The sequence below is a fragment of the Pseudomonas sp. PDNC002 genome, from assembly GCF_016919445.1.
In the GTDB taxonomy this organism is placed as follows: Bacteria; Pseudomonadota; Gammaproteobacteria; order Pseudomonadales; family Pseudomonadaceae; genus Pseudomonas.
On the sequence record NZ_CP070356.1, the window covers coordinates 6,058,486 to 6,075,618 of the forward strand.

The following is a 17,133-nucleotide window of genomic DNA, read 5'->3' on the forward strand; positions in this document are numbered from 1 at the left end:
GAGATGGCCATAGTCGTCACTCCTGTATCTGCACGGTCTGGATGACGTTGCGCTTGTCCACGGCCTTACCGCCGAACAGGTTCACCCCGGAGTTGCTGGAGCAACCGTTACCGAAGCTGAAGCCGCAACCCGAACGCTCGGCGAAGGCATCCGACAGGGCCTCTTCGCGATGGGCAGTCGGGATGACGAAACGGTCTTCGTAGTTGGCGATGGCCAGGTAGCGGTACATCTCTTCCACCTGGTTCACGGTCAGGCCGACTTTCTTCAGCACTTCCAGGTCCTGCTTGCCTTCGACGTGCTCGGCACGCTTGTAGGCGCGCATGGCCAGCAGGCGCTTGAGGGCCAGCAGCACCGGGGCGGTGTCGCCAGCAGTCAGCAGGTTGGCCAGGTACTGCACGGGGATGCGCAGGGACTCGACGTCCGGGATCACCCCGTCGCTGCCGATGTGGCCTTCGGAAGCGGCATTCTGGATCGGCGACAGCGGCGGCACGTACCACACCATCGGCAGCGTGCGGTATTCCGGGTGCAGCGGCAGGGCCAGCTTCCAGTCCATCGCCAGCTTGTACACCGGCGACTTCTGCGCGGATTCGATGACGCTGTCCGGTACGCCGTCCTTGCGGGCCTGCTCGATCACTTTCGGGTCGAACGGATCGAGGAAGATTTCCAGCTGCTTCTGGTACAGCTCGCGCTCGTTCTCGCAGGTGGCCACTTCGTGGATGCGATCGGCGTCATACAGCAGCACGCCGAGGTAGCGGATGCGGCCCACGCAGGTTTCCGAGCAGACGGTCGGCTGGCCGGCCTCGATGCGCGGGTAGCAGAAGATGCACTTCTCGGATTTGCCGCTCTTCCAGTTGAAGTAGATCTTCTTGTACGGGCAGCCGCTGATGCACATGCGCCAGCCGCGGCACTTGTCCTGGTCGATCAGGACGATGCCGTCCTCCTCGCGCTTGTAGATCGCACCGCTCGGGCACGACGCCACGCACGCCGGGTTCAGGCAGTGCTCGCACAGGCGCGGCAGGTACATCATGAAGGTGTTTTCGTACTCGCCGTAGATGTCCGCCTGGATCTGGTCGAAGTTCTTGTCCTTGCGGCGCTTGGCGAACTCGGTGCCGAGGATCTCCTCCCAGTTGGGGCCCCATTCGATCTTCTGCATGCGCTGGCCGGACACCAGCGAGCGCGGGCGGGCGACCGGCTGGTGCTGGGCCTTGGGTGCGGTGTGCAGGTGCTGGTAGTCGAAGTCGAAGGGCTCGTAGTAATCATCGATTTCCGGCAGGTCCGGGTTGGCGAAGATGTTCGCCAGCACGCGGAACTTGCCACCGATGCGCGGGACGATGGAGCCGTCGGCGTTACGCTTCCAGCCGCCCTTCCACTTTTCCTGGTTCTCCCATTCCTTCGGGTAACCGATGCCGGGCTTGGTTTCGACGTTGTTGAACCAGGTGTACTCGACGCCTTCGCGGCTGGTCCAGACGTTCTTGCAGGTGATGGAGCAGGTGTGGCAACCGATGCATTTGTCGAGGTTCAGCACCATGCCGACTTGCGAACGAATTTTCATGGCAGTAATCCTCAAATGTCCTGGGGCAGCGGTTGCGGCAGGGCGTCACCGCCCAGCCCGCCCTGCTCCGGCTCGTCGAGCCAGTCGACCTTGTTCATCTTGCGCACCACGACGAATTCGTCGCGGTTGCAACCGACCGTGCCGTAGTAGTTGAAGCCCCAGGCCTGTTGGGCATAACCGCCGATCATGTGGGTGGGCTTGAGGACCACGCGGGTCACCGAGTTGTGGTGGCCGCCGCGGGTCTTAGTGGTCTCGCTGCCCGGCAGGTTCACGATGCGTTCCTGGGCGTGGTACATCATCACCATGCCGTCCTTCACGCGCTGGCTGACCACCGCGCGGCAGGTCGCGGCGCCGTTGGCGTTGAAGACCTCGACCCAGTCGTTGTCCTCGATGCCGGCGCGCTTGGCGTCGTTCTCGCTCATCCAGATGATCGGGCCACCGCGCGACAGGGTGAGCATCAGCAGGTTGTCGCTGTAGGTGGAGTGGATGCCCCACTTCTGGTGCGGGGTGATCCAGTTCAGGGTGATCTCGGTGTTGCCGTTGGGCTTCTTGTTGAACAGCTTGTCAGTGCTGCGGGTGTTGACCGGCGGCCGGTAGCTGACGAAGCCCTCGCCGAAGGCCTGCATCCAGGGGTGATCCTGGTAGAACTGCTGGCGGCCGGTGATGGTGCGCCACGGGATCATCTCGTGGACGTTGGTGTAGCAGGCGTTGTAGCTCACGTGCTCATCTTCCAGGCCCGACCAGGTGGGGCTGGAGATGATCTTGCGCGGCTGCGCCTGGACGTCGCGGAAGCGGATCTTCTCTTCTTCCTTGGGCAGCGCCAGGTGGGTGTGGTCGCGGCCGGTGAACTTCGACAGCGCTTCCCAGGCCTTCACGGCCACCTGGCCGTTGGTTTCCGGCGCCAGGGCGAGGATCACCTCGGCGGCGTCGATGGCGCTTTCGATGCGCGGGCGGCCTTCGCTGATGCCGGTTTCGGTGACCTTGTGGTTCAGCTCGCCGAGCAGCTTGATTTCCTTCTCGGTGTTCCAGCCGATGCCCTTGCCGCCGTTGCCCAGCTTGTCCAGCAGCGGGCCGAGGGAGGTGAACTTCTTGTAGGTGTTCGGATAGTCACGCTCGACCACGTGCAGGGTCGGCATGGTGCGGCCGGGAACCGGTTCGCACTCGTCCTTCTTCCAGTCGCTGCCGCCGAAGGGCTGCGCGAGTTCGTTGGCGGTGTCGTGCAGCAGCGGCACGGTGACCAGGTCCTTCTCCACGCCCAGGTGGCCGACGGAGACTTCCGAGAACTTCTTGGCGATGGCCTTGTAGATTTCCCAGTCGCTCTTGGCTTCCCACGCCGGATCGGTGGCGGCCGACAGCGGGTGGATGAAGGGGTGCATGTCGGAGGTGTTGAGATCGTCCTTCTCGTACCAGGTGGCGGTCGGCAGAACGATGTCCGAGTACATGCAGGTGGAGGACATGCGGAAGTCCAGGGTGGTGACCAGGTCCAGCTTGCCTTCGGCGCCTTCATCGACCCAGTCCACTTCGCCCGGGCAGGGGCCGCCGGCCTTGCCGAGGTCGTCGTTCATCACGCCGTTCTTCGCGCCCAGCAGGTACTTGAGCATGTACTCGTGGCCCTTGCCCGAGGAACCGAGCAGGTTGGAGCGCCAGATGAACATGTTGCGCGGGAAGTTCTGCGGATCATCCGGCTGCTCGCTGGCAACACGCAGGTTGCCGGCCTTGAGTTCGCGCACCACGTAATCCTGCACCGGGATGCCAGCGCGCTCGGCGTCGGCGGCAATGTGCAGCGGGTTGCGGTTGAGCTGCGGGGCGGATGGCAGCCAGCCCATGCGCTCGGCGCGGATGTTGTAGTCCAGCGCGTGCTCGGGGAACTGCTTGGTATCGGCCAGCGGCGAGAGGACTTCGTGCATCGAGATCTTCTCGTGGCGCCACTGCGAACTGTGCAGGTAGAAGAAGCTGGTGCCGTTCATCTGCCGTGGCGGGCGGCTCCAGTCGGTGCCGAACGCAAGAGGGACCCAGCCGGTCTGCGGGCGGAGTTTTTCCTGGCCCACGTAGTGCGCCCAGCCACCGCCGCTCTGGCCGATGCAGCCGCACATCATCAGCATGTTGATGACCGCGCGGTAGTTCATGTCCATGTGGTACCAGTGGTTCATCGCGGCGCCGATGATGACCATGGCCTTGCCGTGGGTCTTGTCGGCGCTGTCGGCGAACTCGCGGGCCACCTGGATGGCACGGGCAGCCGGTACGCCGGTGATGCGCGCCTGCCAGGCCGGGGTGTAGGGCACGTCGGCGTCGGTGTAGGAGGCGGCGACGTTGCGGCCACCCAGGCCACGGTCGACGCTGTAGTTGGCCATCTGCAGGTCGTACACGGTGGCGACGCGCAGGGTCTGGCCGTCGGCACCGGTGAACTCGCGGAAGGGTACGCGGCGCACCAGCACCTCGTCGTTGTCCACGCCCTTGAAGTGCGGGTGTTCCTGCCCGGCGAAGTACGGGAAGCCGACGTCGCAGGCGTTTTCCGGGCCATCGATCAGGCTCAGCGCCAGGCGTGTTTCACGTTGCGCGCCGCCCTCTTTCTCCTCGATGTTCCACTTGCCCGACTCGCCCCAGCGGTAGCCGATAGCGCCGGTGGGCGAGACCAGTTCGCCGCTGATTTCGTCGAGGCCGATGGTCTTCCACTCGGGGTTGTTGTCCTGGCCGAGGTTGCCGGCGAGGTCCGCCGCGCGCAGGTAGCGGGTCGGCTTGAGTACGCCTTCGGTGTGCGGTTCGAGCAGCACCAGCATCGGCATGTCGGTGTACTGACGGCAGTAGTCGACGAAGTAGGCGCTGGGTTTCTCGAGGTGGAATTCCTTGAGGATGACGTGACCAAAAGCCATGCCCAGTGCGGCGTCGGTGCCCTGCTTGGGGTTGAGCCAGAGGTCGGTGAGCTTGGCCACTTCGGAGTAGTCCGGGGTGACGGCCACGGTCTTGGTGCCCTTGTAGCGGACTTCGGTGAAGAAGTGTGCGTCGGGGGTACGGGTCTGCGGGACGTTGGAGCCCCAGGCGATGATGTAGCTGGAGTTGTACCAGTCGGCCGATTCCGGCACGTCGGTCTGCTCGCCCCAGATCTGCGGGCTGGCAGGCGGCAGGTCGCAGTACCAGTCGTAGAAGCTCAGGCATACGCCGCCGATCAGCGACAGGTAACGGGCGCCAGCGGCGTAGCTGACCATGGACATGGCCGGGATCGGCGAGAAGCCGATGACGCGGTCCGGGCCGTAGGTCTTCGCGGTGTAGACGTTGGCGGCGGCGATGATCTCGGTGACTTCGCTCCAGCTCGAACGGATGAAGCCGCCCAGGCCGCGCTCGCTCTTGTAGCTCTTGGCCTTGGCGGAGTCCTCGACGATGCTGGCCCAGGCGTCCACCGGGTCGTTGTGGGCGGCGCGGGCTTCACGCCAGAGTTTGAGCAGCGGCTTGCGCACCTTGGGGTATTTCAGGCGGTTGGCGCTGTACATGTACCAGGAGTAGCTGGCGCCACGGGGGCAGCCGCGCGGCTCGTGGTTGGGCAGGTCCGGGCGGGTGCGCGGGTAATCGGTCTGCTGGGTTTCCCAGGTGATCAGGCCGTTCTTCACGTAGATCTTCCAGGAGCACGAGCCGGTGCAGTTCACCCCGTGGGTAGAACGAACGATCTTGTCGTGCTGCCAGCGCTGCCGGTAGCTGTTTTCCCAGGCACGGCTTTCGTTGGAGACTTCGCCGTGACCATCGGCGAATTCACCCTGCTTCTTCTTGAAGAACTGCAGGCGGTCGAGCAGGTAACTCATCTGTATCTCCTCACCCGGTCTGCGCCGGGCGTTCAAGCTCAAATCAGGTCATTCGGGCGGCTTGCGGCGGATGGATGGAGCTCATCCGCCCTACGCCTCGGTACATTTCGTAAGGTGCTGTTCGTAGGGCGCTGTTCGTACGGGCATGGCGCGCAGCGTTATCCGCCGAAGGGGTCAACAAGGGCTCTCGGCTCCCTTGCGCGCGTACCACCACCAGGTGGCGACGATGCAGGTCAGGTAGTAGGCGACGAAGACGTAGAGGGCGCCCTCGGCGCTGCCGGTCATGGCCAGGGAGGTGCCGAACGCCTTGGGAATGAAGAAGCCGCCGAAGGCGCCGATGGCGGCGGAGAAGCCGATCACCGCGGCCGATTCCATGCTCGCGCCCTTGGCGGCCTGGGCCTCGGTGAAGCCGCCTTGCTTCAGGCGCGCGGCCCACTCGTTGCGGAAGATCACCGGGATCATGCGGAAGGTGCTGCCGTTGCCGATGCCGGCAAAGAAGAACAGCGCGATGAAGGAGCCGAGGAAGCCGAAGAAGCTGCCTGCACCGTTGGCGCCGGGCAGGAAGCTGATCACCGCGAACACACCGGCGATCATTGCCGCGTAGTTCCACAGGGTGATGCGCGCACCGCCAAACTTGTCCGCCAGCCAGCCGCCCAGCGGCCGGCTCAGGGCGCCTACCAGCGGGCCGAGAAAGGCGTACTGCAGCGGGTTGATATCCGGGAACTGGGTCTTGCTGAGCATGGCGAAGCCGGCGGAGAAGCCGATGAACGAGCCGAAGGTGGCCACGTACAGCCAGCACATCAGCCAGTTGTGCTTGCGCTTGAAGATCACCGACTGATCGCGGAACGAGGCCTTGGCATCGGCGATGTCGTTCATGCCGAACCACGCGGCGACGGAGACCACGGCGATGAAGGGCACCCAGATCCAGCCGGCGTTCTGCAGCCACAGGCGGCTGCCATCGGAGAGGGTTTCCGGTTCGCCACCGAAGGCACCGAACAGGCCGCCGGCCACGGCCAGCGGCACGGCGAACTGCATCACCGACACGCCGAGATTGCCCAGGCCGGCGTTCAGGCCCAGGGCGGTGCCCTGCTGGTTCTTCGGATAGAAGAAGCTGATGTTGGACATGCTGGAGGCGAAGTTGCCGCCGCCGAAGCCGCACAGCAGCGCGATGGTCGCAAACACCCAGTAAGGCGTGGTCGGGTCCTGCACGGCGAAGCCCAGCCAGAGGCAGGGGATCAGCAGCGAGGCGGTGGACAGCGCGGTCCAGCGGCGGCCGCCGAATATCGGCACCATGAAGGAGTAGAAGATGCGCAGCGTGGCGCCGGAGATCGACGGCAGCGCGGCCAGCAGGAACAGCTGGTCGTTGCTGAATCTGAAGCCGGCGGCGTTCAGGCGCACGGTGACGGTGCTCCAGATCATCCACACGGCGAAGGCGAGCAGCAGTGCGGGAATCGAGATCCACAGGTTGCGCGCGGCGATGCGCTTGCCGCTCTGCGCCCAGAACTCGGGGTCCTCGGGGCGCCAGTCGACCAGCAGCGGGCCTCTGGCGGCTTTGAGTTGGGGATTGGCGATCATGCCCATGACGGCATTACCTCAGGAGTGGCTGGAAGGAATGGGAGAGGCGTCGACATCGGCCACGCGGGCCTGGCCGTCGAGGCGCTGTTGCTGCTTGATCGCGTAGTGCATCCAGACCATGCACACCACGGTCAGGCCGAACAGCAACATGAAGCAGGAGGAGCGCACGCCGATGCGATCGGCGGCGAAGCCGAACAGGATCGGCAGGCAGAAGCCGCCGAGGCCGCCGATAACCCCGACCATGCCGCCGACGGTGCCCATGTTCTGTGGGTAGTAGTCGTGGATGATCCGGTACACGCTGGCCTTGCCGAAGCCCTGGGCGATACCGACGACGAACACCAGGAAGGTGAACAGCCAGACGTTCAGGCCGATGCCGAGGCTGACGTCACCCTTGATGCCATGGATGGTCATGGTGGTCGGCGGGTAGGAGAGGAAGAACAGGCAGACCAGGCAGATCCAGAACACGCCCCAGTTCACCGAGCGGGCGCCGTAGTGATCGCTGAACCAGCCGCCCACCGCACGGATCAGGCCCGACGGCAGGGTGAACAGCATGGTGATGAAGGACGCGGTGCGCAGGTCCAGGCCGTACTCGGCGATGTAGTACTTCGGCAGCCACAGGGCCAGGGCGACGAAGCCGCCGAAGACGAAGAAGTAGTACAGGCCGAAGCGCCAGACGCGCAGTTCACCCAGCGGCGCCAGCTGCTTGGCCAGGGTCGGCCGCGGACGGCTCGGGTCGGCGTCGCCGCCCTTGGTGTGGGCCGGATCGGTCCAGGTGCAGAACCAGAACAGCAGCGCGGTGACCAGCATGGCCACCGAGTAGATCTGCGGCACCATGCGCCAGCCGAAGGCGACGACGATCATCGGCGCCACTAGGTTGGTAATGGCCGCTCCCGCGTTGCCGGCACCGAAGATGCCCATGGCAGTGCCCTGGCGTTCCTTCTCGAACCACGAGGAGGTGTAGGCGATGCCCACGGCGAAGGAGCCGCCGGCCAGGCCGACGAACAGGCCCAGCACCAGGTAGTGCCAGTAGAGGGTGGCGAAGGCCAGGCCGTAGATCGGGATGGCCACCAGCAGCATGTGGATGAAGAACACGATGCGCCCGCCGAAGCGGTCGGTGATCAACCCCAGGGGCAAGCGCACCAGCGAACCGGTGAGGATCGGCAACGCGACCATCAGGCCGAACTGCGCCTCGGATAGGCCCAGCTCCTCCTTGATGCGGATACCGATGATCGAAAACATCGTCCAGACCGCGAAGTTCACGGCGAACGCCAGTGTGCTCATGCCGAGCACGGAGTACTGTTTCTGACGGTGGGACAACATGGCTAAGCTCACTTCCTGACAGCCTTTGCCCGCACGTTAGGTAAGGAGTAGTGGCCTTCCCTTGATCGTCATCAATGAGCCAAACGGCGATTCATGAGCAGATGCGCGCCGCTACCTCCTAGTGGGTATCACTCAAATGAATGCTTAACTTGTTGTTTTAAAAGGCATTTAGTATGAACAAAGCGCCTTCCTCCGAGCCCTCCGGCAACGACCGATTCTTTGTGGGTAGTCCCCCTGCCGGACGCACGTCCCTGCGCAAATCCATCGTCGTTCGCTTCGGCTGCTACCTCACCCTGCTGGTATCCCTGGCCCTGGCCGGCATGTTCAGCGCCCTGCTGTTCGCCGACTATTCGCATCAGGATGCGGCGGTGATCAACCAGGCCGGCTCGCTGCGCATGCTCACCTATCGCCTGGCGCTCGACCCGTCGCCAATCAATCGCCAGGCGTTGCAATCCACCCTCGCCGCCCGCCTGGACAGCGACGAGATCACCCGCCTGCTGCGCCGCTCCGATGCCGATGCGCCGATCCAGCAGCAGCACCGGCAACTGCGAGAGGAACTGCGCAAACTCGACCTCGCCCAAGAGCCGGCGCTGACCACCCTGGATACCTTTGTCGGCCACATCGACGGCTTCGTCGGCACCCTGCAACGCAACGCCGAACAGCGCTCGCAGATGCTCAGCACAGTGCAGGGCCTGTGCCTGTTCCTCAGCCTGCTGGTGGTGTTCATCAGCCTCTACGACCTCAGCTACCACGTGGTCGGTCCACTGCGCGAACTCACTGGCACAGCTCGCCGCCTGGGCCAGGGCGACCTCAGCGCGCGGGTCAGCAGCAGTGGCGAGGACGAGTTGAGTCAATTGGGCGAGCGCTTCAACCAGATGGCCGAGGAACTCCAGGCCAGCTACCGCGAACTGGAAGCGCGGGTTGAAGAGAAGACCCGTGCCCTCTCCAACAGCCACCAACGCCTGGAATTGCTCTACGACAGTGCCCGCCGCCTGGGCCAGGACCCGTATGACGAGCGCACCCTGCAACCGCTGCTGAACCAGCTCGAGCGCGTGCTGCAGGCCGGCAAGGTGACCCTCTGCCTGAACAAGGACGGCGTCGAGCGCGCCTACAGTTCGCTCACCACCGACGGCGTCACCGGCGGCTTCTGCCTGCAGGGCGACTGCGGTGCCTGCCGCGCCCAGGCCGACCATTGCGGTGAGCGGAGCCAAGGCATCAATCCGCTGTTGATGCAGCCGCTGTCCATTGGCGAACACCGCTTCGGCGAACTGTTCATCGAGACCGCCAGCGGCCAGTTGGAAGACTGGCAGCGGCAGTTCGCCGAAGGTTTCTGCGACAACATCGCGCGCACCTTCGCCCTGACCCTGCAGCAGGAACAGGAGAACCGCCTGGCGCTGTTCGCCGAGCGCAGCACCATCGCCCGCGAGTTGCACGACTCGCTGGCGCAGTCGCTGTCCTACCTGAAGATCCAGGTCAGCCGCCTGGCCACCCTGCTCAAGCGCGACGTCCCGCCGGAAAAGATCGACGAGACCCTCGACGAACTGCGCGAAGGCCTCAACAGCGCCTATCGGCAGCTACGCGAACTGCTCACCACCTTCCGCCTGAGCCTGGAGCAGTCGAGCCTGGAAGCGGCGCTGGTGAAGACCGTGGAAGAGTTCGGCGAACGCGGTGGGCTGGCCGTCGAGCTGGACAACCGGCTGGCGCATATTCCGCTCAACCCCAACGAGGAAATCCACATCCTGCAGATCGTCCGCGAGGCTCTTTCCAACGTGGTACGGCACGCTCAGGCACGGCACGCGACAGTCACCCTGTTTGAAGATGCCGAGGATCAGGTATGCATCACCGTGGACGATGACGGCGTGGGCTTTGACCCAGCGCAGAGCCGCAATGGGCACTATGGGCTTAGCATCATGCGGGAGCGCAGCCAGACCCTGGAAGCCAGCTTCAGCATCGCCCCGCGCGAGCCGCAAGGTACCCGCGTCAGCGTGCGCTTCACCCACAAACCCCTGACGCAGTCCCCGGAGACCACCCCATGACGGCCACCCCCACCGATGACCGTGCGCGCATCCTGCTCGTCGATGACCATCCGATGATGCGCAAGGGCGTGATCCAGTTGCTGGAGTTCGAGGACGACCTGAGTGTGGTGGGTGAGGCCGGCAGCGGCGAAGAAGCCCTGCGCAAGGCCGCCGAGCTGGACCCGGACATGATCCTGCTCGACCTGAACATGAAGGGCATGAACGGCCTCGACACCCTGCGCGCCCTGCGCGAGCAAGGCGTGGTCGCGCGCATCGTGGTGTTCACCGTCTCCGACGATCGCAACGACGTGATCAACGTCCTGCGCGCCGGCGCCGACGGCTACCTGCTCAAGGACATGGAACCCGAGCGCCTGCTGGAACACATCCGCCAGGCCGCCACCGGCCAGCTCACCATCAGCCCGCAGCTGACCCAGGTACTGGCCCAGGCCCTGCGCGGCGATGACCGGCCCAAGGGCATCGAAGAACTCACCGACCGCGAACGGCAGATCCTCCGCCAGCTCGCCCACGGCTACAGCAACAAGATGATCGCGCGCAAACTCGACATCACCGAAGGCACCGTGAAGGTCCATGTGAAGCGCGTGCTGCACAAGCTGGGCATGCGCTCACGGGTGGAAGCAGCGGTTTGGGCGGTGGAGAACCATCTGGTCTGATTGCCCAGCGGTACGGCGTATGGCCATCGGCCGACTCACACCGGCCTCCCTGTAGGAGTGGACCATGCTCGCGGCCCGCCCCTACGACGGAGCCCCCTGATAGCCTAAGTGCTCGGGCTATCCCCTCACCCCAGCCCTCTCCCCCAGGAGAGGGAGCCGCCCGAGCCGGCTGAAGCTGAGGTTTCAACCTGCGCCGAACTGTCCCCTCTCCCTCTGGGAGAGGGTTAGGGTGAGGGGCTCTTGCTGCCATCCAGAGCAACTGTAGAGGCCACTACCTCACTGGTAATAGCCCGCTCGCCGACTTGATTCAGATCATGTCGCGCCGACTCGTTGCGGCAGGACACTGCGGGACTCACCCAGGAGGTCCCCATGTCGCCTTCGCCGCACCTGCCCCTCGTGTACTCCTGCTCCGGCTGCTCCAACCTCGCGCAACTGGCGAACGATCTCGCCCTGCGCCTGGACCGTGATGGACTGGCGGAAATGTCCTGCATTGCGGGAGTGGGCGGCGACGTGCCGGCACTGGTGAAGAAGGCCTGCTCGGGCCGGAGGATCATCGCCGTGGACGGCTGCCACCTGCACTGTGTGCAGAACTGCCTGGCGCGCCACGGTGTGAAGGCCGCGCACGAACTCACCCTGACCGAGTACGGCCTCAAGAAGCGCTATGGCCAGGAGGCGCCGGTGCAGGATTTCGAGATGCTCTACGAGGAACTCAGGTTTCTCCTTCGCTCCGCTACCTAGGCGCTCAACTCGCTGAATGACAGGAACGGCACTGGCTCGCCGGCGCGCAGGGTGCGTCCGGCCTCCACCATTGCCAGGCCATCGGCCCAGCTCGCCGCGCGCAGCATGGCCGAGCCTTGCTGCGGATGCAGGCAGATGCGTGCCGTGCCGGTGCTGTCCAGCTCCAGGCGCGCACGCAGGTACTGGCGGCGCGAATTGACCGTGGGCCAGTTGAATCCCGCCGGCAGGGTGACCGGCAGCGTGTCGACATCGAGGCGCCCCTGGGCACGCCAGAGGAACGGCCGCGCCACCACCAGGGCGGTGACCAGCGCAGCGGCCGGATTGCCCGGCAAGCCGATCCACGGCTTGCCGGCGATGCTGCCGAAAGCCAAAGGCTTGCCCGGCTGCATCTTCAGCTTCCACAGGTGCAGTTCGCCCAGTTCGCGGATCGCCTGCTTGAGGTAATCGCGGTCCCCCACGGAAACACCACCACTGGTGATCAGCACGTCCCACTCGGACGCAGCGAGGCGCAGCGCATCGCGGCTGGCCGCCAGGGTGTCGGCGAGCACGCCGTAGTCGTGGACTTCGATGCCCCAGCCGCGCAACAGCGCGCCGATGCTGAATCGGTTGGCGTTGTAGATCTGCCCCGGAGCCAGTGGCTCGCCGGGCTCGCGCAGCTCATCGCCGCTGCTCAGCAGGCAGACACGCAACGGCCGGTAAACCGCGACCCGGTCCAGCCCGACGCTGGCCAGCAAGCCGATCTCCTGGGCGCGCAGTGTCTTTCCGGCGCTGAGCAGGGCATCACCGTTGCGGAGCTCTTCACCACGCCGGCGCACATGGCTGCCAGGGGCGACCTGGGGAACCTGCAACCAGTCGCCATCGACCACACAGTCTTCCTGGGCGATCACGCTGTCGGCACCCGGCGGAAGTGGCGCTCCGGTGAAGATGCGCACGGCCTGGCTAGGCTGCAGTTCGACCTCGGCGGCATCGCCGGCGGCGATGTAGCCGGCAATCTTCAGCCGCGCGCCGGCTTCTCCCGTGTCGGCGCTACGCAGGGCATAGCCGTCCATCGCGCTGTTGTCCCACAGGGGCAGGTCGATGGGCGAATGAATGTCCTCGGCGAGGATGCGACCCAGGGCGCTTTCCAGGTCCACGCGCACGATCGGTGGCGCCGGGGGGACGAAGTCCCTCAGCGCGGCGATGGCTTCGTCCACCGGACGCAACCCGGAGCCGGAACAGCCGCAGCCGCTCATGACCGGGTACCGCAGGCCAGCACTGGGCGCTCAGGCAGGCGCTTGAGATGGGGAACGAAATTGCAGGGTTTGGTGCGGCTGTCCAACTGCTGGACGAGGATCTTTTCCCACGCTGTCAGGCAGGCCCCCGTGGAGCCGGGCAGGCAGCAGATCAGCGTGCCGTTGGTGATGCCGGCGATGGCGCGGGACTGAATGGTGGAGGTGCCGATCTCTTCCATGGATACCTGGCGGAACAGCTCGCCAAAACCATCCACGGTGCGCTCCAGCAGCGGGGCGACAGCTTGCGGGGTGTTGTCGCGGGCGGTGAAGCCGGTGCCGCCGGTGATCAGGCCGACCTGGACCTTGGGGTCGGCAATCCAGGCCGAGACCACGGCGCGGATCTGGTAGATGTCGTCGATAACCAGCCGGCGCTCGGCGAGAGCATGGCCGGCGCGTTGCAGCGAGGTGACCAGGGCCTGGCCGGAGGTATCGTTGTGCAGGCTGCGGGTATCGCTGACGGTGAGGACCGCAATCTCCAGCGGCTGGAATTCCTGGGTGCTCAGATGGCTCATGAGGGGTTCTCCGATTCGGAGCAAAAGGGCTGGCGCCAGCCTGCGCCCCTTCTCCCCTGTCGCCCATTCCTCCTAGGAGGTACTGCTCCGGCGCGTGCGGGGCATCGCCCTCGCCGTGCTTTCAAACCGGGGAGCGCGCCTATAGGAACAATGGTCTTTTCGGGGAAGTCCGTGCCGATGCTTTCCCCTCACCCCAGCCCTCTCCCCAGGGAGAGGGAGCCGTCCGTAGCGGCTGACGCAAGGGTTTCATCCTGTTCCGAACAGTTCCCTAGAGGGGCTCTTGATCTTTGTAGGAGCGGACCTTGTCCGCGAACTCCATCGCGGCGGCGCGTTATCCACCCAGTGAAGAAGCGGTTGAACGCAAGAACCGGCAGACCTTGATCGCCTGAGCAGCGGCAAAGCTTCGCGGACAAGGTCCGCTCCTACGAAAGCAGTGACGGCGGAGCCAGCCGGAAGTGACGTCGGAGGCAGCCGGATGTGACGGCGGAGCCAGCCGGATCAGCTCTTCCAGCGATCGGCGGCGGCCTGGTCGCTGCAGCGGCCTTCGACCCAGCGCGGGCCGTCGGTGGTGTCTTCCTTCTTCCAGAACGGCGCGCGGGTCTTCAGGTAGTCCATGACGAAGTTGCAGGCATCGAATGCCGCCTGGCGGTGGGCGCTGGCGGCGCCGACGAAGACGATGGGTTCGCCCGGCTCCAGGCGGCCGATGCGGTGGAGGATTTCCAGACGCAGCAGCGGCCAGCGCTCATTGGCTTCGATCTCGATCTTGGCGAGGGCCTTTTCGGTCATCCCGGCGTAGTGCTCGAGGAACATGCCGCCCACTTCGCGGCCGTCGTTGAAATCACGCACGTAGCCGACGAAGCCGACCACCGCACCGACGCCGACGTTGGCGGCGTGCATCGCGTTGAGTTCGGCGCCCGGATCGAACGCCGCTGGCTGGACGCGGATCGCCATGACCTCAGCCTCCGGTGACGGTGGGGAAGAACGCCACCTCGTCGCCATCGGCGAGGGGCTCGTCCAGGGAGCACAGTTCCTGGTTGCGCGCGCACATCAGGTTCTGTTCGCCGAGCACGTCCCAGGCGCCGCCGCGCTGCAGCAGCAGACGGCGCAGGTCATCGAGGCTGGCCAGGGACTGGCTCCAGTTCAGTTGCTCGCCGTCCAAGCCGAGGGCTTCGCGGTAACGGGCGAAGTACTGCACGCGGATCATGGGGTGTCTCCTGCAACGCTCTCGTCAGCGACGTAGTGACCGCTCTTGCCGCCGAGCTTCTCCAGCAGGCGCACGCTTTCGATGGTCATGCCCCGGTCCACGGCCTTGCACATATCGTAGATGGTCAGCGCGGCGACGCTGGCGGCGGTCAGCGCCTCCATCTCGACACCGGTCTGCCCGGCCAGCTTGCAGCGGGCGACGATGTGCACGGTGTCTTCACCCTCGGCGTTCAGCTCGACCTTGACGCTGGTGAGCAGCAGCGGGTGGCACAGCGGGATCAGTTCATGGGTCTTCTTGGCTGCCTGGATGCCGGCGATGCGCGCCACGGCGAACACGTCGCCCTTGGGGTGGCCGCCGTCCTGGATCAGCTTGAGGGTATCCGGGAGCATGCGCACCCGGGCTTCGGCCACGGCTTCACGGGAGGTCACGGCTTTTTCGGTGACATCGACCATGTTGGCGCGGCCCTGGGAATCGAGATGGGTCAGCACGGGTGGGAACTCTCCGGAGAATCAGGGGAACAGTTTAACCCCGACACGCGGGGCTGGCAGACCGGCGAGCGGCGCGTTGGGGGGAGGATTGTATACAAGAAGAGGTATGCGCGGGCTAGCGCCGGCGTCGCCGGGGTTCGCGAGCAAGGACTGGGCGTCCCCCTCGTTCCTACAGGTCCGGCGCGACATGCTCTGGTAGGAGCGAGCTTGCTCGCGAACAAAGAGCATCCGGCTGACGACTCGGCCTCCCGCTCTACCCAACAGTCCCCTCTCCCGCTTGCGGGGGAGGGTTAGGGAGGGGGAGCGGCCCTGGCATGGGGGAGCAAGTTCGAACACCACCGCCCTCTCCCCAGCCCTCTCCCTGAAGGGAGAGGGGTTGTCTGGAGCGGGAGGAGGAATCGGCAGAAGCCGGTTGTCGTGTGTCGATTACATGTGCGCTTCGGCGAACTCCGCCAGCACCGAGCGCGGCACCCCTTGCAGGGTCACGTGCACGCCGTGGGGGAAGTCCTTGAAGCGTTCGGTCAGGTAGGTCAGGCCGGAGCTGGTGGCCGACAGGTAGGGGGTATCGATCTGCGCCAGGTTACCCAGGCAGACCACCTTCGAACCGTTGCCCGCGCGGGTGATGATGGTCTTCATCTGGTGCGGCGTCAGGTTCTGGCACTCGTCGATCAGGATCAGGCTCTGCTGGAAGCTGCGGCCGCGGATGTAGTTCAGCGATTTGAACTGCAGCGGCACCTTGCTGAGGATGTAGTCGACGCTGCCATGGGTGCACTCATCATCCGAATGCAGCGCCTCGAGGTTGTCGGTGATCGCGCCGAGCCAGGGCTCCATTTTCTCCGCCTCGGTGCCGGGCAGGAAGCCGATGTCCTCGTCCAGGCCCTGCACGCTGCGAGTCGCGATGATGCGCTTGTAGCGTTTAGTGACCATGGTCTGTTCGATGGCGGCGGCCAGCGCCAGGATGGTCTTGCCCGAGCCGGCGGCGCCGGACAGGTTGACCAGGTGGATGTCCGGATCCAGCAGCGCGTACAGCGCCAGCGACTGGTACACATCGCGCGGACGCAGGCCCCAGGCTTCCTGGTGCAACAGCGGCTCCTGGTGCAGGTCGAGGATAGTCAGCTCGTCCTGGTCGATGCCCTTGATCCAGCCGACGAACCCCTGCTCATCGACGATGAACTCGTTGATGTGCACCGCCGGCAGGTTGTCGGTGAGTTGCACGCGGTGCCAGGTACGACCGCGGTCCTGGCGGGTCTCCACCTTGCTGACGCGGTCCCAGAACGATCCGCTGAGCGAGTGGTAGCCACGCGACAGCAGGTTGATGTCATCGACCAGTTGGTCGGTGTGGTAGTCCTCGGCGAATACCCCGCACGCACGCGCCTTCAGGCGCATGTTGATGTCCTTGGTGACCAGTACCACGCGCTTGCTGCTATGGCGACTCTTCAGCTCCACCAGCTGGTTGATGATCTTGTTGTCGTTGAGGTGCTCGGGCAGCCAGGTGATCGGCTCGGCGCGCTTGCTCATGAGGATCGACAGGCTGCCGCAGGGGCCGCTCTTGCCACGCTGGATGGGAACCCCATCCTCTACTTGCTCCGGAGAGGCTTCGCCCAGTACCGAGTCGATCAGACGGATCGCCTGGCGGCACTCCGCGGCCACGGTGTGCTTTCCGGTCTTGAGCTTGTCCAGCTCCTCCAGCACCGTCATCGGGATGGCGACGTGGTGCTCCTGGAAGTTCAGCAAGGCGTTGGGATCGTGGATCAGAACGTTCGTATCGAGGACGTACAGGGTGGGCTGGGTGGGGCGGGAGCGTCCGTGGTCATCCATACGCGGTTCACCTCTTGTGGGGGCGTTCGACGGAATGCCGCTACAGCGCTCCGCCGTGCTGTGAACCACCGGCTCTCGAAGCCTGGGATCAGGGCAGGCATCGAGAGAACTGCATGAAGAGGACGGGCCGGGCCGGGGCCGCCACCTGTCTGCAGGGTTCGGCGGTCTACATCTCAAG

At 65.1% G+C, this 17,133-nt stretch carries 13 protein-coding genes; 3 read left to right on the forward strand and 10 right to left on the reverse strand.

Annotated features, from left to right (window positions below; translation table 11 throughout):
- Nucleotides 1-16 precede the first annotated feature (16 nt).
- From narH to JVX91_RS27425, 4 genes are all read right to left on the reverse strand, one after another.
- Complete coding sequence (gene narH / locus JVX91_RS27410; RefSeq protein ID WP_205337169.1) at nucleotides 17-1,552, reverse strand: nitrate reductase subunit beta; 1,536 nt, start codon at nucleotides 1,550-1,552, stop codon at nucleotides 17-19.
- Between the two features lie 11 nt (nucleotides 1,553-1,563).
- Entirely contained in the window at nucleotides 1,564-5,343 is a 3,780-nt protein-coding gene (locus JVX91_RS27415; protein ID WP_205337170.1) for a nitrate reductase subunit alpha, read from the reverse strand.
- Nucleotides 5,344-5,517: 174 nt separating this feature from the next.
- On the reverse strand, nucleotides 5,518-6,924 hold the full coding sequence (locus JVX91_RS27420) for a NarK family nitrate/nitrite MFS transporter (RefSeq protein ID WP_205337171.1): 1,407 nt from the start codon (nucleotides 6,922-6,924) through the stop codon (nucleotides 5,518-5,520).
- Nucleotides 6,925-6,936: 12 nt separating this feature from the next.
- Nucleotides 6,937-8,238 (reverse strand): nitrate/nitrite transporter, encoded by a 1,302-nt coding sequence (locus tag JVX91_RS27425; RefSeq protein ID WP_205337172.1) that lies wholly within the window; start codon nucleotides 8,236-8,238, stop codon nucleotides 6,937-6,939.
- Between the two features lie 173 nt (nucleotides 8,239-8,411).
- Here JVX91_RS27425 and JVX91_RS27430 point away from each other — a divergent pair, with 173 nt between their 5' ends.
- The 3 genes from JVX91_RS27430 to JVX91_RS27440 all read left to right on the forward strand — a co-directional run bounded on the left by JVX91_RS27430 (nucleotide 8,412) and on the right by JVX91_RS27440 (nucleotide 11,662).
- On the forward strand, nucleotides 8,412-10,274 hold the full coding sequence (locus JVX91_RS27430) for a histidine kinase (RefSeq protein WP_205337173.1): 1,863 nt from the start codon (nucleotides 8,412-8,414) through the stop codon (nucleotides 10,272-10,274).
- Entirely contained in the window at nucleotides 10,271-10,924 is a 654-nt protein-coding gene (narL, locus tag JVX91_RS27435; RefSeq protein ID WP_205337174.1) for a two-component system response regulator NarL, read from the forward strand. Before JVX91_RS27430 ends, narL begins: the two co-directional genes overlap by 4 nt.
- A gap of 369 nt (nucleotides 10,925-11,293) precedes the next feature.
- Nucleotides 11,294-11,662: a putative zinc-binding protein gene (locus JVX91_RS27440; protein ID WP_205337175.1), complete on the forward strand. Its 369-nt coding sequence runs from the start codon at nucleotides 11,294-11,296 to the stop codon at nucleotides 11,660-11,662.
- Here the strand turns inward: JVX91_RS27440 and glp are convergent.
- From glp to JVX91_RS27470, 6 genes are all read right to left on the reverse strand, one after another.
- Nucleotides 11,659-12,894 (reverse strand): gephyrin-like molybdotransferase Glp, encoded by a 1,236-nt coding sequence (gene glp / locus JVX91_RS27445; RefSeq protein ID WP_205337176.1) that lies wholly within the window; start codon nucleotides 12,892-12,894, stop codon nucleotides 11,659-11,661. The genes JVX91_RS27440 and glp overlap by 4 nt on opposite strands.
- Complete coding sequence (moaB, locus tag JVX91_RS27450) at nucleotides 12,891-13,445, reverse strand: molybdenum cofactor biosynthesis protein B (protein WP_205337177.1); 555 nt, start codon at nucleotides 13,443-13,445, stop codon at nucleotides 12,891-12,893. Before moaB ends, glp begins: the two co-directional genes overlap by 4 nt.
- A 498-nt stretch (nucleotides 13,446-13,943) precedes the next feature.
- Nucleotides 13,944-14,396 carry a molybdopterin synthase catalytic subunit MoaE gene (gene moaE, locus JVX91_RS27455; protein WP_205337178.1) on the reverse strand — a complete coding sequence of 151 codons (453 nt, stop codon included), beginning with the start codon at nucleotides 14,394-14,396 and terminating at the stop codon, nucleotides 13,944-13,946.
- Between the two features lie 4 nt (nucleotides 14,397-14,400).
- Nucleotides 14,401-14,649, reverse strand: coding sequence for a MoaD/ThiS family protein (locus tag JVX91_RS27460; RefSeq protein WP_205337179.1), 249 nt, complete (start codon nucleotides 14,647-14,649; stop codon nucleotides 14,401-14,403).
- On the reverse strand, nucleotides 14,646-15,137 hold the full coding sequence (gene moaC, locus JVX91_RS27465) for a cyclic pyranopterin monophosphate synthase MoaC (RefSeq protein ID WP_205337180.1): 492 nt from the start codon (nucleotides 15,135-15,137) through the stop codon (nucleotides 14,646-14,648). Before moaC ends, JVX91_RS27460 begins: the two co-directional genes overlap by 4 nt.
- 426 nt (nucleotides 15,138-15,563) lie before the next feature.
- A complete protein-coding gene (locus JVX91_RS27470) occupies nucleotides 15,564-16,955 on the reverse strand; it encodes a PhoH family protein (RefSeq protein ID WP_017519020.1) in 1,392 nt (463 codons plus the stop codon).
- Between the last annotated feature and the right edge of the window lie 178 nt (nucleotides 16,956-17,133).

Coding starts and splice junctions, on each gene's coding strand:
- narH (WP_205337169.1), bottom strand. CDS start 1,552: ATGAAAATTCGTTCGCAAGTCGGCATGGTGCTGAACCTCGACAAATGC.
- JVX91_RS27415 (WP_205337170.1), bottom strand. CDS start 5,343: ATGAGTTACCTGCTCGACCGCCTGCAGTTCTTCAAGAAGAAGCAGGGT.
- JVX91_RS27420 (WP_205337171.1), bottom strand. CDS start 6,924: ATGGGCATGATCGCCAATCCCCAACTCAAAGCCGCCAGAGGCCCGCTG.
- JVX91_RS27425 (WP_205337172.1), bottom strand. CDS start 8,238: ATGTTGTCCCACCGTCAGAAACAGTACTCCGTGCTCGGCATGAGCACA.
- JVX91_RS27430 (WP_205337173.1), top strand. CDS start 8,412: ATGAACAAAGCGCCTTCCTCCGAGCCCTCCGGCAACGACCGATTCTTT.
- narL (WP_205337174.1), top strand. CDS start 10,271: ATGACGGCCACCCCCACCGATGACCGTGCGCGCATCCTGCTCGTCGAT.
- JVX91_RS27440 (WP_205337175.1), top strand. CDS start 11,294: ATGTCGCCTTCGCCGCACCTGCCCCTCGTGTACTCCTGCTCCGGCTGC.
- glp (WP_205337176.1), bottom strand. CDS start 12,894: ATGAGCGGCTGCGGCTGTTCCGGCTCCGGGTTGCGTCCGGTGGACGAA.
- moaB (WP_205337177.1), bottom strand. CDS start 13,445: ATGAGCCATCTGAGCACCCAGGAATTCCAGCCGCTGGAGATTGCGGTC.
- moaE (WP_205337178.1), bottom strand. CDS start 14,396: ATGGCGATCCGCGTCCAGCCAGCGGCGTTCGATCCGGGCGCCGAACTC.
- JVX91_RS27460 (WP_205337179.1), bottom strand. CDS start 14,649: ATGATCCGCGTGCAGTACTTCGCCCGTTACCGCGAAGCCCTCGGCTTG.
- JVX91_RS27470 (WP_017519020.1), bottom strand. CDS start 16,955: ATGGATGACCACGGACGCTCCCGCCCCACCCAGCCCACCCTGTACGTC.